General features: G+C 42.1%; 12 protein-coding genes. 2 read left to right on the top strand and 10 right to left on the bottom strand.

The window, feature by feature from the left end; all coding sequences use genetic code 11:
* Nucleotides 1–3: 3 nt before the first annotated feature.
* From L1D60_RS07310 to L1D60_RS07270, 9 genes are all read right to left on the bottom strand, one after another.
* Nucleotides 4–2,091 carry a type I-F CRISPR-associated protein Csy2 gene (locus L1D60_RS07310; RefSeq protein WP_239840492.1) on the bottom strand — a complete coding sequence of 696 codons (2,088 nt, stop codon included), beginning with the start codon at nucleotides 2,089–2,091 and terminating at the stop codon, nucleotides 4–6.
* Between the two features lie 2 nt (nucleotides 2,092–2,093).
* Complete coding sequence (locus tag L1D60_RS07305) at nucleotides 2,094–3,305, bottom strand: TniQ family protein (RefSeq protein ID WP_239840491.1); 1,212 nt, start codon at nucleotides 3,303–3,305, stop codon at nucleotides 2,094–2,096.
* A 333-nt stretch (nucleotides 3,306–3,638) separates the two neighbouring features.
* Complete coding sequence (locus L1D60_RS07300) at nucleotides 3,639–4,820, bottom strand: hypothetical protein (protein ID WP_239840490.1); 1,182 nt, start codon at nucleotides 4,818–4,820, stop codon at nucleotides 3,639–3,641.
* Between the two features lie 44 nt (nucleotides 4,821–4,864).
* A complete protein-coding gene (locus L1D60_RS07295; protein WP_239840489.1) occupies nucleotides 4,865–6,133 on the bottom strand; it encodes a hypothetical protein in 1,269 nt (422 codons plus the stop codon).
* A 110-nt stretch (nucleotides 6,134–6,243) separates the two neighbouring features.
* The gene (locus tag L1D60_RS07290) at nucleotides 6,244–6,783 is read right to left on the bottom strand and encodes a hypothetical protein (protein WP_239840488.1); all 540 of its coding nucleotides are present in this window, start codon (nucleotides 6,781–6,783) and stop codon (nucleotides 6,244–6,246) included.
* Between the two features lie 203 nt (nucleotides 6,784–6,986).
* Complete coding sequence (locus tag L1D60_RS07285; RefSeq protein WP_239840487.1) at nucleotides 6,987–8,903, bottom strand: DUF262 domain-containing protein; 1,917 nt, start codon at nucleotides 8,901–8,903, stop codon at nucleotides 6,987–6,989.
* Nucleotides 8,896–10,242, bottom strand: coding sequence for a DUF262 domain-containing protein (locus L1D60_RS07280; protein WP_239840486.1), 1,347 nt, complete (start codon nucleotides 10,240–10,242; stop codon nucleotides 8,896–8,898). The genes L1D60_RS07285 and L1D60_RS07280 overlap by 8 nt, the downstream gene beginning before the upstream one ends.
* Nucleotides 10,243–10,244: 2 nt before the next feature.
* Nucleotides 10,245–11,897, bottom strand: a complete 1,653-nt coding sequence (locus L1D60_RS07275; protein ID WP_239840485.1) for a restriction endonuclease subunit S — start codon at nucleotides 11,895–11,897, stop codon at nucleotides 10,245–10,247.
* Complete coding sequence (locus tag L1D60_RS07270; protein WP_239840484.1) at nucleotides 11,894–13,372, bottom strand: N-6 DNA methylase; 1,479 nt, start codon at nucleotides 13,370–13,372, stop codon at nucleotides 11,894–11,896. Before L1D60_RS07270 ends, L1D60_RS07275 begins: the two co-directional genes overlap by 4 nt.
* Before the next feature lie 155 nt (nucleotides 13,373–13,527).
* Between L1D60_RS07270 and L1D60_RS23590 the strand changes: the two genes are divergently transcribed.
* Nucleotides 13,528–13,926, top strand: coding sequence for a hypothetical protein (locus tag L1D60_RS23590; RefSeq protein WP_345772862.1), 399 nt, complete (start codon nucleotides 13,528–13,530; stop codon nucleotides 13,924–13,926).
* A 160-nt stretch (nucleotides 13,927–14,086) separates the two neighbouring features.
* On the opposite strand, the gene L1D60_RS07265 is transcribed toward L1D60_RS23590, so the two are convergent.
* Nucleotides 14,087–14,236, bottom strand: coding sequence for a hypothetical protein (locus L1D60_RS07265; protein ID WP_080971540.1), 150 nt, complete (start codon nucleotides 14,234–14,236; stop codon nucleotides 14,087–14,089).
* Nucleotides 14,237–14,311: 75 nt separating this feature from the next.
* Between L1D60_RS07265 and L1D60_RS07260 the strand changes: the two genes are divergently transcribed.
* Nucleotides 14,312–14,677, top strand: a complete 366-nt coding sequence (locus L1D60_RS07260; RefSeq protein ID WP_239840483.1) for an elongation factor Ts — start codon at nucleotides 14,312–14,314, stop codon at nucleotides 14,675–14,677.
* The last annotated feature ends 165 nt before the right edge of the window (nucleotides 14,678–14,842 follow it).

Here is a 14,842-nt window from a genome sequence, read left to right as displayed (position 1 = left end):
CGATTAATCCCTATAGTTTTTTATAAGAATAGTTTCGCTACTGCATTCTATCGACCAAAAGGCATGGTTGAAAAAGTGATCTCTTCCACTAAAACGTACTTCTATCGGATTCACTTTCTTAGCTAACCCTATCGCATTTTCTGCATAGGCGTGACAATCGGTGATCGAGTTGCACCGTTTAGTTGGACGTTCTAACAAATGGTAGCCAATAGAAACTGGCAAATTATCAGCGTCTTTCGTTATTAAATGCTCTAGGTCATCAAAGTCACTCGGCTGGTTGTCACTTGGATATAACCAGCGCCCGTAGGCTGGCAAACCTTTTATGACATGGAGAAGCTCGCTCCTACTGGTATACGTCCTTAGCCACTCAATCTGCGTCGAGAGCTGTGGTTGGTATAATGCCCCTCCGGCGAAAGCAACGGGAAGAGCCGTTTTAAGAGCTGTCTTAAAATCTGAAATTCGGCTTTCACTATGAACTCTAATAACTAAGTCTATTTCTAGGTCCGCCAATCGTTCACTACGAATGGTAGGTCGTTTCGCGTTTGAAACCGTTCTAGCTTTAGCGACCGAGTTAGGCTCGGTAAGCTTCGCGGTCGATTGAATGTTCTCGCTTCGGACATAAAAAGAGAAACTCGAAAATTCAAACAGGGAATCACAATTAACTAGCTTATTGAACTCCCTTTGATAACGGTGCATGAACCCCCAAATAGCCGTCAAAGAAGGAGCACCACACAAATAAGGGCTGCTCATTGCGACAGCATCTTGCACTTTCATTGATGACAAATAGATATACTGCTCGCCCGTTACCTTATCTTCATGACCAGTCGGTTTACTGAGCTGTTCGAGAATCCATACAATTTGGGCTTTAACGAGCTGCATAAGCTTAGGGTGATAGGCAAACTTGGCGGCATACTTATTATTCTGAAACGTGAGATGCAAGTGACGGTTAAACTCACTGGCTAAGGAGCCCAGATCCGATTCTGGTTGGATCAAAAAGGCTTGAGCTAAAGTGTCATCATGTTCCAATTGCTGTTGATTGGGGTCAGCGTCAACGATATCTCTTAACTCAATTAATGGAAGCATCCACAGGGCAATCTGCTTTCGCAATATCTTACTTCTAACCTTACGAGCGCTCTCCCTTTGCTTCTGTGTTTTTGATGGCTCTGAACCAATTAGATGATTTAACACCTGACAGATTTTAGCGTTAGTTACTTGATAGTCATCAAAGTAATAGCCACTCTTTTTGCGTCTTTCAGGTAACGTCCTACCCTGTGCTGGTTTAACGTCTAGCGGGTAGTTAAGGATTTTCATATGCCCACCTAAACTGCCACACAAGTTCCCAATACTTGCAGAATTTGGCAGTGACGAAGACACAAAGCTAAGCTTACTTTCTCGATTTCTCGATCTCACTTCTAACTCGCTCTGAATGGCATGGCTGACCACTGGGGTCAACGAAATATAATTATCCCCCCATGGAAACCGTAGCTGCTTACTGTAAGAACTGACGCTATCGGGAAAATGATTATCAGGGAGTTGCTCTTCAATTGTATGTTTTAAGCGAGCAAGTGACTTAGCACTTAGACCGAATTCGTTGAGCAACTCAATCCAAATGGAGCTTTCTTGCTTGATAAGTGAAAGGATGCATACGGGCTGTGATTGCCAACTAAAAGGATTCAATAACCACAATGTGTGACGATATACCGCAGAGTTATGCGCCCACCCCAAGCGCTGCTCTAATACTCCGCTTGAAATGAATACCTCGGTTGTCGTAAGAGGCTGCGCGACTATCCGCTGATCTTTAACTCGACAGTCTGGAAACTTGAGATTATGAGTGTGGAACCATTTAATTTCATCAAGGGACGCTTCTAAGTTCTCAGTCGCTTTTAAATGCCTTTTAGCTCGGGCAACATCCAACCAATCCGAGCACCTATCTGATTGATGGCTTGAACTGAGATTAAGCAAAATCGTTAACGCTTCTTTTTCAAACCCTTCAACACAGACATCTTCTGTATAAGGCATGAACATCTTCTTTAGCGTAACCTGCTTTACCGCTTCGTCTTCAATTGCTAATAAGTCACTTAATTTCGTCATAATTACCACTCAGGCAGATATACACTTAAACCATCACTTTCAGAGCTCATTCGAGTCAGCTTTGTTTCGATGGCACTTCTTAAAGTAAACGCCGATTCATGACTCGCTATCTTTGTATGCATTCGCGGCCTGATAGCCGCTTTAATCTCACCAAACTCATACAACCGATACACTTCATCGGTGGTGCAATAAAGCAATGTAGAAGCTTCTATGGGGCTGAGCAGTACATCACCGATATTTCCTTTGGCGCTTGAGGGCACTGTTGCCATTAGCTTTGTAAAGTAAGCTAACACCTGTGCAAGCACGATATTGTGACTCAACTGCCGACTGGGTAACTGACGACAATCTTTAAGCAGATCGCCAAAGGCTTCATTGAAAAACACCTTCTTCCAATCTTTTACTCGAACAAGTTCTGCCTTCTCTTTCAAGGTATCGAGGTCTTGCCATAGCGCCGTTGGCCAAGCGCTACAGTATTCAACGAATGACTCAAAACTGAGGTCATCGATATCACCATAGCGATTTACATACCAAAGAAAAAAACCATAGCGCTCAGATAATGTCATTTCCCCCGTTAACAATCCCAAGGATTTTGAATCATTTCCTGACAACCATCGAGCGACTAATATCTCAGCCTCTGGCGCATCCTCTACTGGCGAGTTTCGGAGTTCATAACCACATTCACATTGGCTAATACTCTCGGTACTTTGATATTCAAGCTTCAACTTACACTCAGGACAGTGATGAACCAGTTTACAGCCATGGTGTTCACAAGCTTGGTGAGAGATAAATTGCCACTGCTGGCGAATGTAGGGAGCTTCGTCAATACACAGAGGGCAAATAGGTGTGAAGCGTTTGCGAAGAAAAGCATGAGGGTAGTCAGAACCGAATCTATGCACAGCTTTGTACTGCGGAGAGAATTGAGCTTTTGAATGGGATAATGCTAAGCGCAGTACACCAAAGTTATTGAGCTTTAATTGGTTCTCAAGGTGGATAAGAACCCGCACTCGCATTTGGCTTGTGGTTTGAGCATGATAGATATTGACTCGGTCGAGCTCTAAGGGGAAAGCACCAGCAATCGCTTCATGCTGATTCAACGTGTCAAACCAGATATCTTCGGCGAAATGAGAAAATCGCTCGTAACCTTGATCTTGCGATAAGCGCAACAAGAAGCTTTCGAGCGATTCGTCAGGGTAAAGTTGAATGTCCGTTTTCACATGCTACCACTAAAACTTAGAATATCTAAGTTTTAGTATTGCCGTTAATCCTAATAATTCAAATTCTATGGAGCCAAATTGTGACTAGAAATCAATTCCAGGCTTACCACCTTGGCATTTAGGGCACTTTCTTTGAAATACATCTGTCCCATTAGCTCCATAAACAACACCGCACCCAGGTTCAAGACATTCGAGTTTGTAAGATACTTGACAATGATCATTCCCATCTATCCCTCTAGTACCGTGATTCTTCTGGTTATTGCGATTGATATAACCAATCTGAGTTGTAGTAGTACTGCCACTTTTAAACATTTTCACTCCCTATACCTATACCTACATCCACCCCGAACCTCCGCATTTCCAACAGCCGCCATTAATTCCACCATCCCCATTACACGTAGTACATAAAGAGTATCCACTTTTGTAAGAGCTTTGCGGTTCTGCTTTTTTAACTGTTCCAAATCTTACGGCAGCTACGGACAAAGATGATCTAGCCTTCAATTTAGGTTGCTTAGTTTTCTTTGATTTAGGTGTTGGCACTTTTTCAGTTATCTTGGATATAACTCCCCGATGCTCATCAAAACCAGCAAGCCATTGCTTAGCTTCTGATTTTTCTTTAAAAGTGGCTAAAACATTGTGTTTTTTAGAAGTCAGTAACCACTCCCCTTGATCTTCATAAAGATACACGTGTTTAACACCGAACAAACCTTTACCGACATTCTCGTAAACTGAAGAATTACTTTTGATTGTTTCAATTGCAGGTAGCAAGAGATTTGCATGCTCTTCAGTAATAAAAAGCTTTAACGAGGTGTTTGCAAGCTTGATAGACAGTTCTTTTCTCTCTCCAAGATGTATGGCATCAACGACTTGTAGTTTCGATTTATTAGCATGCTGATACATTGCTCGATGATTTGGACACAACACTAAATCAGAAAAAGTGCTCGGAACTAAATGCTCTGTGATTACAGTTTCTTCCCAAAAATATTTTCCATTCTCGAGTTTGAATGGCAATGCAGACTGACAAACTTGGCAGCACAATTCGCCAGCTTTGTTGGTGTATTGTTCCTCTAAAAACTCGCGAGATGATACGTAGGTTTTTGGAAGCGGGGCAGCAACTTTCTTCTTAGAGTTATCAGAGACTTGTTCATTCTTGTTCTTAGTTACAGGCCAGACCCAAGTATATTTGTGCTTTAGGTAATACTCATCTTTCAGCCAAGCAAGATCTTGTTCCCACTCACTAATTGCAATGCTTTTATCAATTTTTTGTCGCTTGGCATTACGCGCAAAAGCTGCAAGCGTTTCAGCCATTTTTTTCAAGCGTGAGCCAGATTTTGGATCTCCCCACTCGGCAACATAAGACTTAGATTCGATATAAGGCAACACCTGCATATAAACATGCTTTAGCAACCTTTGACGTGATGCTGTCATAAGGCCGTTGGCACCAACAGAATACCCTACCGCTTTAAGCATACCCATTTGCGGCCACTGACTTTCAGGCAGGTCACCGTCTGCCATATTTGCTACTGTAGAAGGCCAACTAAATGCTCGTTCAACTTGTGTCACTGCGACTGGCTCTGGCTCTGGCTCTGGCTCTGGCTCTGGCTCTGGCTCTGGCTCTGGCTCTGGCTCTGGCTCTGGCTCTGGCTCTGGGGCTCTGGCTCTGGCTCTGGCTCTGGCTCTGGCTCTGGCTCTGGCTCTGGCTCTGGCTCTGGCTCTGGCTCTGGCTCTGGCTCTGGCTCTGGCTCTGGCAAGGATGATTTTTCAATGGTGGTGGGGATGTCAAGCTTATGTTCTGACTCTTTATCAACGATTAAGAAGTCTTTTGCTATCTCTGCAGTGTCAGAAAAGCCTTTCTCTTCAACTAATAAGTTTGGTTGCTCCAGGCAGAGCTGTTCTAAAATAAATGGTTGCGATAAGGCTGCAATTAGACTTTCTTTCTTCGTCGAGAAGCCTAACCGAAACCTTAGCTCTCTAATCAAATTAGCTTTCGATATTGCAGATAGGCCACTCCAACGCATTTGTTCATGCAACAGTATCTTCGTAGGTTGAAACTCAAAGCGTAGGCTCTTTTCAACCTTCGATACTTTAATATCATTCGAAATTGAATACCTTTCCTCTTGTATGTGCCACATGAAGTTTACTGTAGGAGCCAATAACAAGCGTTGTTCTCTTGTTCCAGTGTAATTTCCTTTGAATGTGAATAGACGCAGTGCACGCTCAAGATCTTTGACAACTTGAGATTCACTACTACTTTCTATTGTAATATATTGCGATTCTCGCCCAATTGCCGACAAGACAATTCTCTTAGTACGTGGCGTTGCCGCCCAACGAGATTCAACACCATATTTGATTAGTTCGAGTTGAAGTTGCGCGAACAGCGTCTTTATTTCAGCTGGACCTAAGGCAGTGATTGATAACGACTTTTTGCTAGTATTTCCCATTCCAACCGTTTTACTCGACTGACCGACTGGGGATAAAGTGCGTCGAGACTTTAAGTTTTTTGGCGTAGCTTTGCGAGAGGCTTTTCGGTTTTGATGTTGCACGTCTTTGACGTTACGACTTTTTCTGGCAGGTGTAGATTGCGGCTTTAGCTTTGTTTTTTTATCTCGAGATGCATTTTTCTTTTCATCAGCTTTAATTTTTTTAAGCTCTTTCCACAGCATTTCAAGTTGGATCTCTTTGATCCCATCATCTGAACTCGGGTTTTGAGTTATCTCTTTAACCTTGGTGATCGTTTTGGATTCGGCCGCTGAATCTTGATATTCGTATCTAGAAAAATCGTAGACAAATTGATTTATATTACGACTTGGGTTGCTCAACTTACTCATGAAAACGCCCGCAGTGATGACTTTAATTTAGATTAAGTGGTTCGTTAAAAAGTGCTTACCATTACGCGCCAAAGAGTACTGAATGACATAGCCTTAACTTTATCGTCTTCTCAGTATCCATTCCAAAACTTAGTATTGATATGTCCTAGATCACCTTCAACATATGATCGGCTATAATCTTTCAGCTGAGCATTTCTTTGAGTCGGTTCGGACTCAGCTTTCGGGCTACTGAACCAATCATTAGCTTTACTATTTAAAGCTTTCGCTTCAGCTCGTATACCCGAGCCCCCACAATTCGAACAGGTTTGCTTTCGGTTTCCCCCACAAAACAAATAGAAACCTTTTCCTTCACAACTCAAACAATAATCATTACGATGACTCTTTTGGGGTTCAGTCGTTTTTTCTGAACTAATTCTTAGCTCACTAAACCACTCACTAGTGCTCCACTGTGCTGTATTTTGGCTAGTTCTTACAACCACTTGAGACCCCAGCATGGCTTCAGCTTTCTTTTTAACCAGTAAGCCTTGCTGCTTATATTTACGCAGGCTCATTTTTAGAGTAGTACCACAGCTACTAGTGATATACAGAGTGGAATCTGTAGCGTTAACACTTTTTAAAATACCAAATTCGCGCCAAATATAATTATTCATATCAACTCAAAGAAATTCAGGAATGAAGGCTGAACCTACAAAGGTGCCCCATCGAAATGAATAAATTGTACCTCCAAGGTGCACCTCTATGGGTTTGAAAAGATGACAGAGTCGGAATAATGATTATTTCTGACAAAAGCTTTACTTTAGAAGTTCAAAAAAGGCCTCTAAAGAGGCCCTATATATTAGTTCATACCGCACAGTCATTGACCACACAAAACACTCAACATCGTTTGTTCATGGTTCTGAATATTTTCACGTGCCACACCATCGGGTCCCCAATCGTCATAGCTCATCATGATGGCTTGCTTTAAACTCTCTGCACGATTGTTTTCTTGATAGAATTTCTTCTTATCTTGAGGTGAATAATTACTAAGCCTTGAGTTACTACTTGGCGAAATAAGGCAAAGGTTACCGAAGCGATCCACGTCCTGCATCTTACTTGCACCAGATGGGTCGGTTTGTGGGAAGTAGTGCTCAACAGAGGTCCTGAACGCAAACTGAAAGCTTGTGAAGTGGGCTCCTAGAGTCTCTTTAGTAATTTCGCCAACTGGCTTCCCGTCTGATAGATTGCGCCAAAGTAGGTAATCCAAACGGTTAAATACGAAGTTCTGAACACCTGTACCTTGATGTAATACACCGACATTGTTCTCTGTAAACTCAAGCTGAGAACCACCACAAATCTCATCAAAATACTTGTCACTCTGCTTTTCAAGTGCAGCTAAGTACGAACTATCATCAACTTCCAATCGATCATGTGTAGCGAGATCGTTCAATACCCGCAAAGCGTCATTCAACCAACGCTTATATACCAAAGCAGGGTTCGACACATGGAACATTGCCAAGATCATACGAATCTTTTCGTTGTTATCGCTACGGAAGGCGTTTGGGTACTCTGGACTCAAACTATTTTTGTTTATGTAAGAGTTAAGTCTTAACAAGCTCCACTTACGCTTTTCATCGTGCTGATCAGGTTTAATTATGTAACTATCAAAAAGAATTCGGCATTTAAGCAGTTCATAGACAAAAGCTTTAGCTCCAACCCTCAAGCCATCGTCTTTAGAAATAAAAGCATCGATCAGCTTCTTATCATCAAGCGAAACGTTCTCTTCCGTCTTCATCAGTTTTAAGACATGAAGTAAGAAGTTTGAGAAATCGATAACCGAACCAAAGCGTTCTTCCTTCTCACGCTCGTCATCGTCAGTATTTGAGCTAGATACCTTGTTACCGATGATTTCTCGCAGAGTCATTGCATCTTCTTTTTGCTGCTTGCTCGTGTGCTTTTCTTGAATAGATTCAAAGCTTATTGGCATTGTCTGCCAATCTGAGCCGAATACCTCTTTTCGTAAGTCCGATTGGAAACCCATTTGCGTATAGCGCGTCATGTTCGCACAAGCATCCCAAACAGTGGAAAAACAGCCTCTTTCCTCATCATTATCAAGCGTAGCCATAAACTTCGCTTTCAAAACCTCATGCTTTTCTAGCTGCTCACCACGGTTATTCATGATCTCAAAGTAGTGGTTAAGATCAGTTTGAGGTGGAACGACGACTCTAAGAATGGTGACGTTTTCTAATAGATACTCAAAGAACTGCTTAGTCTTCGCATGTACATCTAAGCCTTTGGTTTTAAAGTAACGTTTAATGATGTTGAAGGCAGCATGAATGTTAGGCTCTTCTGACTCGCCATTGGTTCTGCCTGTATAGATGTCATCTAATGCTCTGGAGGATTTTGGGCGACTATCAAAGGTGAGATTAATGTCTAACCCTTCTAATTTATCTGTATCCAGTACTTCACAGTGTTTTAGATACGCCAATAAGATAGAGAGCGTTGTGTGTCTTTGCTGCCCATCAATGGTTTCGTATACCACATTAGATTGGTGTGAATGCGTTGTGCGCTGAAAAACCACAAGGCTACCTAGATAATATTTTACTTGTTTGGCAGTAGCGGTTTCATCAGATTGAGTTATAAGCCCTGCAGCATCGCTGATATCTTGGATAAGCTGCTCAATTTCTGTCGCACCCCAGGCGTAGTTACGCTGATAGATAGGAATCACATATTGGGTTTTTCTGTCGAAAAGTGCTCTAACGGATAACTGCTCTACTTGGTTCGAATCACTCATTTACACTTCCCGATTTCATTGCTTCAATAGATGCCTGCACGTCCTTCGCGTTCTTGAACTTCGGCTCTTGAATGTAAGGAGGCTGAAAGTTCAACACCTGTTGAGGGTGAACAGCTTTGCTGATTGCTCTAAACAGCCCACTACGAGCCTTAGCGTGGTTATCTACCGACTCCATACCGATACGTTGTAGCTCAAGGCGAAGGAAATAACTCCAGCGATAACAAACCTGTGCCGCTTTCTCTAACTCCACATCACCGAACTTGTCGTAGTAATACATCACTGAACACAAAAATAGGTTTCGTACATAGCTATCCCCTTTACGGCTACTACCTTTGTACTTAGCGTGCTTATCAACAAATGAAGATAGCCTTGCATCATCACCAACGAACAAGGTCGAGTGAATCTCCATGTAATGCTGAATGTACTCAAAGAAGCGTTTACCGTTGATCATCACCTGATCCACTTGGAACGGATAGCCTTTGGTTTGCTTGTCCCATTTACGGGCAGGATCAGCATTAAAGGTTTCAATCGCATAGTCGAGCGCAAGCATTGAGTCCACGTAGGCGTATTGAGTGCTTTCTAGGTTGATGCCCTTGAATACATCAATGTTATGACGACTGAACTGTATGCCGTAGTCACCATCAACCCAACGGCGCATACGGAACAAGAACTCCCCCATGATGGTGTGCAAATTCGCAGAGTCGTCATCTGGGTTTACGCCCTGCTCCCACAAGCTAACATGGTGTATGCGCTCAGTTTGCTCTGTTGAGTCCATCATTTCACGTAGATGGTAAGCCTTTAGCAGATCATGAGGGGCAAGGGCTTTACCACGAGCGTTTTGTGAGTCGAAGAACTGGAAGGCTTCACTGAGATCATCTAGCGTAACTTGGATAAGCTCACACTTGTTAAGAACAAAATCGAGCAGCTCCTGCTTTTCTGTAGCTGGTAGGCTTGCAACTCGCTCAGAGATCACTTGCGCATTATTTTTGAGGTTTTCGATACTGACTGATGATTCAAATTTGTACTCAAGAAGATTCGCTGAAATACGATTCTGTACATCATCCAGTATGGTGCAAAGTAGCGTTAGGGTAAGCAGGCGTTGCTGACCATCAACAATGTTGAGTGTGATGTTGTCTTTTTCAGTTTCTGATTTTTTGTCTTCATGCAGTACCACCGTACCAAGCCGATAGCATGGCTTAGTGCGGTGGTTAAAGATGTCATCAATCAGTTGATTAACGTGCTTTGGTTGCCATTTGTATGGGCGCTGGTACTCAGGTATAGAGAGCTTTTGTTCCAACAACTGTGCAATGGTTTGAGGCTGATTGAAGACAATTGCCATGGTTACACCGCCTGTTCGACTATGGCATCAGTTAGATTAACTTTGGTGTATTCCAAAAAGTTCAAACGTGCCATCAACAACTCACAAACACCAATTAATTCATTATATTTTTCAAGTATTGTCTTTTGAACTGCAAGGCAAACAGGGAACATTATCGGTACACCTTCAACCACTTTCTTGCTGATTTTAGGCATAGTACCTGAGGTTCCCGTCATTTGACTCCACATATGTTCACGTGAAAATTTTGACGATAACAAAAGAGACACATACTCAGGTAAAACCTCATCATTTACACGAAGCTTCATCATTAAATCTGGATAAATATAGTCTGAGTAACTCTCTTGTATTAGCACATTCGAACCAACGAAATTCGCAGAGTTTCCACGTTGAATAAGAATATCCCCTTGATTTATATAGAGATATGGCTTATCAGAAATATCTACATCTATAAATTTTGATTGCTTCAAATCAAGCACACCATATGATGTAGCACCAAGTTTTAATACTTTGAGTTGGGTTTCTGTCGAAGATTCTTTTGGCGAAAACCCATTTCTTGGCCCAAAAGTTAAAACTGATTTAAGTAAGGTTTCTTTCTTCTCTCCAATGTTCACAAGCTTACCCATTACCGCCAGTTGCAGGATGGTTTGTTTTAGCTGGTCGATGCTCTCTTCTGTGGTGAACAGGGTATCGAAGTGCTCCGCAACCATTTGCCAGTTATGCATTAACTCTTCAGCACTTGCAGAATTGGTTAGCGTGTCTAATAGCGTTGTTACCAATACCTGATGTGCCTCAATGCTGGCTTCGGTTTGTTGCTCTAGTTGGTCGCAGAGTGTCATTAGTTCATCGACTTTAGCGACAATGCGGTGTTGTTCTTCTTGAGGAGGCACAGGAACAAGTAATTCAACAAAATTTGAAACCGATATACCACCAATAATACCAGTCATTTTCTCTGAGAACTGTTCAAAAAATAATGGCGTTAGGTAAAGTGACAGAAGAAAGCTAGACTTAATTCCGCTATAAGGAACATTTGCAAACAGCTTGTTCCCGAAAAATATATCTCTATCAACTAATCCGCACTTTTTACCTGCACTACCACCTTCAGCACAAATCAACACTGTGTTTTTGGGTGCAAGTTTAAATTTTGGTTCGTTTTCAGGTACATGTGTGTCAACAGTATAAGATAGTTTATCAAACCCATAACCAATGTCTTTAGTTGAAAGGTATGGTAATCCAACACCATCTGAGTATTTTTCTGATTTTAATCTTGTACTAATACTGTTTCCATTAAACACATTACCTACCGTACCTAAACGTGCCCATGCCCAGCCTTTAGGCAGTGTAAAAAGTTCATCTTCCTCTTTAATTTCAGATAGCTTTTTAGGTTTCTTAATCCTCTTATCTTTCACCAACTGAGCTTTTTCCGCAGCAATTCGCTCAAGCAGAACAGAAGCTGGTTCATCACTTGGATCTTGGGGTACTAACTTACCTCGCACCGCTAACTCTAAGATCAGCTCACGCAGTTTCTTAACGCCATACAACTCTAGCTTTTTGCTACTGCCACGCCCTGTAGTTGCTTTAGTTTTTACCGTTGAAGTCCAAGTATCGATATTGTCTGTAATCAACTGATTGATAGGTGTTTGGTCAAAGCTCATCATTCACCCTCACCTACAGATGATTTCAGAGCATCACCAAGAATGCCTTTCAGCTTGTTACGCAGATCTGTGATATCTTGTTGCTGCTGTTCATAACTTGCCAATAACTCTTGTGGATCATGGCTGACAACTTCTTCTTGATATGGGTTTTTAATATCGAGATTGAAGTTACGCTCGATGATCTCTTCAATCGAGACTTTCCATGCGTGGTTATTCTCAACACGAAAAGCAAAACCGTCGTCTTCACTGCCCCACCACTCTTGCTCTTGTTTGAACTCTTCAAACTTCATTGGCTTAGTTTTGCTGTAATTCTTCACGCCCTCTGGGTATGGGTGTTCATAGAACCATACGTCTTTAGTTGGCTTACCTTTGGTGAAGAACAGAATGTTGGTTTTGATGCCTGTGTATGGGTTAAATACCCCGTTAGGTAAGCGCACGATGGTATGTAGGTTACACTCTTCCGTCAGCATCTTTTTGATTTTGGTTTTCACACCCTCACCAAATAGTGTGCCGTCTGGCAGTACTACGCCTGCTCGACCATTATTTTCATCAAGCAATTCAATAATAAGTTGTAAGAACAGATCGGCAGTTTCACGCGTCTGCATTTCAGCAGGGAAGTTTTTCTCAATACCATCTTCTTCCGTACCACCAAACGGAGGGTTGGTGGCAATCACGTTGATATTGCTATCCCAGCTTGAAAGCGGCTTATTTAGCGTATTGCCGTGTTTAATTTGTACTGGTACTTCAATGCCGTGCAGCATCATGTTTGTGATACACAGTAGATGCGGGAGCTGCTTCTTCTCTACACCGTGGATCTGCTTTTGCAATGTTTGGTGATCGGTTGCGGTTTTCACGTAGTTGCTTTTAACGTGGTCGAATGAACAAGCAAGAAAACCGCCCGTACCCGTTGCAGGGTCCATGATAGATTCACCAAGCTTTGGATCTAGGCGGTCAACGATAAAACGAGTCACAGCACGAGGGGTATAGAACTCACCTGCGTTACCTGCACTTTGTAGGTCTTTTAAGATCTGCTCGTAGATATCACCAAATAGGTGGCGCTCTGAAGAGTCAGTAAAGTCAATTTCGTTAAGTTTGTTGATCACTTGGCGCAGTAGCGTACCGTTTTTCATGTAGTTAAACGCATCGCTAAATGCTTCTTTCACTACAAAGCCACGGGGGTTGAGGTCAACCGGTGCAGTTAGGTTTTTAAGCTTGTAGAACAAGTCGTCGTTTACGAACTCAAGCAGCGCTTCACCGGTAATGCCTTCGGCATCTTGAGCCCAATTACGCCATAGATATTGTTCTGGGATTGGTGATTTGTAGTCGTCCAATTCTAGCTCTAACTCTTCTTCTTGAGCGTCAAATACTTTAAGAAAAAGTAACCAAGACATTTGGCCAAGGCGCTGTGCATCACCGTCGACACCTGCATCTTTACGCATGATGTCTTGAATAGATTTGATAACTGAACTGATAGACATGTTTTTCTACTTTTAAACAACTGAAATTTGTGGCGAATTATAGCAGAACTAGGTCAAAAAAAATGAAGTTAGTTCTATGAAACCATAGATATAAGATTCATTAATCTATAGCCTGAACTTATAAAATCATAACCATAAATACAGTTGACTAAATCATGAAAATAGAATGCCCTCGTTGCCAGAAGGACAATGAGATTGAATTTGCAGAAAACATATCGTGTTCAGAATGCGAGAAGAGTTTTAAAGGATTTAAGTTCAGCAAGCGAAAGCTCGTTTCCGCTAGCTCCGCATTACTGGTTGGGGCCGTAGGAGCCTACATTGTTGAAAGTGGATTAGACAAAGAACGATACCCTCTCGAAGTGGAATACGCGATTGTCGATACTTGCGTAAATTCTAGCAAAAACATGGTGTCCGTAAGTTGGTATGAAAGTAAACGGGAAACTTGTTTATGCGCATTAGAAAAAACAGAAAATGATGTGGCATATTCAGACTACAAATCAGATCAAGCTATATTTCTTCGCACATTTAAGCAACACGCCAACAGATGCTCATAAAAGGAGAAGTAGCATTATGCTACCCCTCCTTTAATTATTAGCGCTTAGGTGTGTTTCCGCGACCACCGCCCGATGGTTTGCCTGTCGTGCTTGGGTAATTTGGATTTGGCTTAGCGCCACCTTTAGGTGTACTTGAAGCTGGTTTATTCATGATGAACTCCTATTTCCCTTGTTTTTGGTTGTGAGCAGCTGCGCGTTGAGCTCGGCCAGCAAAGTCGCCTTTAGGAACTTGCCCACCGTTTTGTTTTGCGGCATTACCTTGAATGCGAGCAGCGGCTTCTGGTGTCATTGGTGTTTTTGATTTAGTCATGATTTTATCCTTTGTTATCGTGATTAAGATGTCTTCGCTAAGACAAGGTAATAATAACTAAGGGGTTAGGGACAAATGGGGACAGCGACAAAACAAAAGCAAAAACAAATTCAAAAAGCTTTGGATGCCTTAGGCTGGAGCCATAGTCAGTTTGCAAGTGTGCTTTATGATGAGCTCAATCCTAATGATGACTTTAAAGAAACTGACAAAGATGACATTCGTAAACTTGGACAAAATATTAAAAAACAACTCCAACGCGAATCGACACCTGACGAACGGCTAAAACAGTACTTATTAATACTATCGGAGCACCCAGATTACCAAGCGTTAAAGCTAGGAACTATGCTCCCCAAGTATGTTGAACATGAATGTATAAATAGCGACTTGACCGACCAGCTAACAGAGCTATCAGCAGAACTAGACTTGTTCAACGACAATTAAAAAGGCCGCTAACTTAGCGCAATGTAGATCAGATAAGGATCGGTTGACCGATCCTTCTGATGAGAGACAATCGGAAACCTATTTCTAGGTTTCCGATTTTTTATGTCTATTCAAAACTGTTTTACTGATTTTCTCGAAGAATGCGCTGTTGATGTTGCTCAACTC

The sequence above is a fragment of the Vibrio sp. Isolate30 genome, from assembly GCF_022397975.1.
GTDB classification, from domain to species: Bacteria; Pseudomonadota; Gammaproteobacteria; order Enterobacterales; family Vibrionaceae; genus Vibrio; species Vibrio fortis.
This window is presented reverse-complemented; position numbering and strand designations above follow the sequence as displayed.

What these genes read in the sequence shown, in the direction of transcription:
- L1D60_RS07310 (WP_239840492.1), bottom strand. Translation starts at nt 2,091, where the DNA reads ATGACGAAATTAAGTGACTTATTAGCAATTGAAGACGAAGCGGTAAAG.
- L1D60_RS07300 (WP_239840490.1), bottom strand. Translation starts at nt 4,820, where the DNA reads ATGGCAGACGGTGACCTGCCTGAAAGTCAGTGGCCGCAAATGGGTATG.
- L1D60_RS07295 (WP_239840489.1), bottom strand. Translation starts at nt 6,133, where the DNA reads ATGAGTAAGTTGAGCAACCCAAGTCGTAATATAAATCAATTTGTCTAC.
- L1D60_RS07290 (WP_239840488.1), bottom strand. Translation starts at nt 6,783, where the DNA reads ATGAATAATTATATTTGGCGCGAATTTGGTATTTTAAAAAGTGTTAAC.
- L1D60_RS07285 (WP_239840487.1), bottom strand. Translation starts at nt 8,903, where the DNA reads ATGAGTGATTCGAACCAAGTAGAGCAGTTATCCGTTAGAGCACTTTTC.
- L1D60_RS07280 (WP_239840486.1), bottom strand. Translation starts at nt 10,242, where the DNA reads ATGGCAATTGTCTTCAATCAGCCTCAAACCATTGCACAGTTGTTGGAA.
- L1D60_RS07275 (WP_239840485.1), bottom strand. Translation starts at nt 11,897, where the DNA reads ATGATGAGCTTTGACCAAACACCTATCAATCAGTTGATTACAGACAAT.
- L1D60_RS07270 (WP_239840484.1), bottom strand. Translation starts at nt 13,372, where the DNA reads ATGTCTATCAGTTCAGTTATCAAATCTATTCAAGACATCATGCGTAAA.
- L1D60_RS23590 (WP_345772862.1), top strand. Translation starts at nt 13,528, where the DNA reads ATGAAAATAGAATGCCCTCGTTGCCAGAAGGACAATGAGATTGAATTT.
- L1D60_RS07265 (WP_080971540.1), bottom strand. Translation starts at nt 14,236, where the DNA reads ATGACTAAATCAAAAACACCAATGACACCAGAAGCCGCTGCTCGCATT.
- L1D60_RS07260 (WP_239840483.1), top strand. Translation starts at nt 14,312, where the DNA reads ATGGGGACAGCGACAAAACAAAAGCAAAAACAAATTCAAAAAGCTTTG.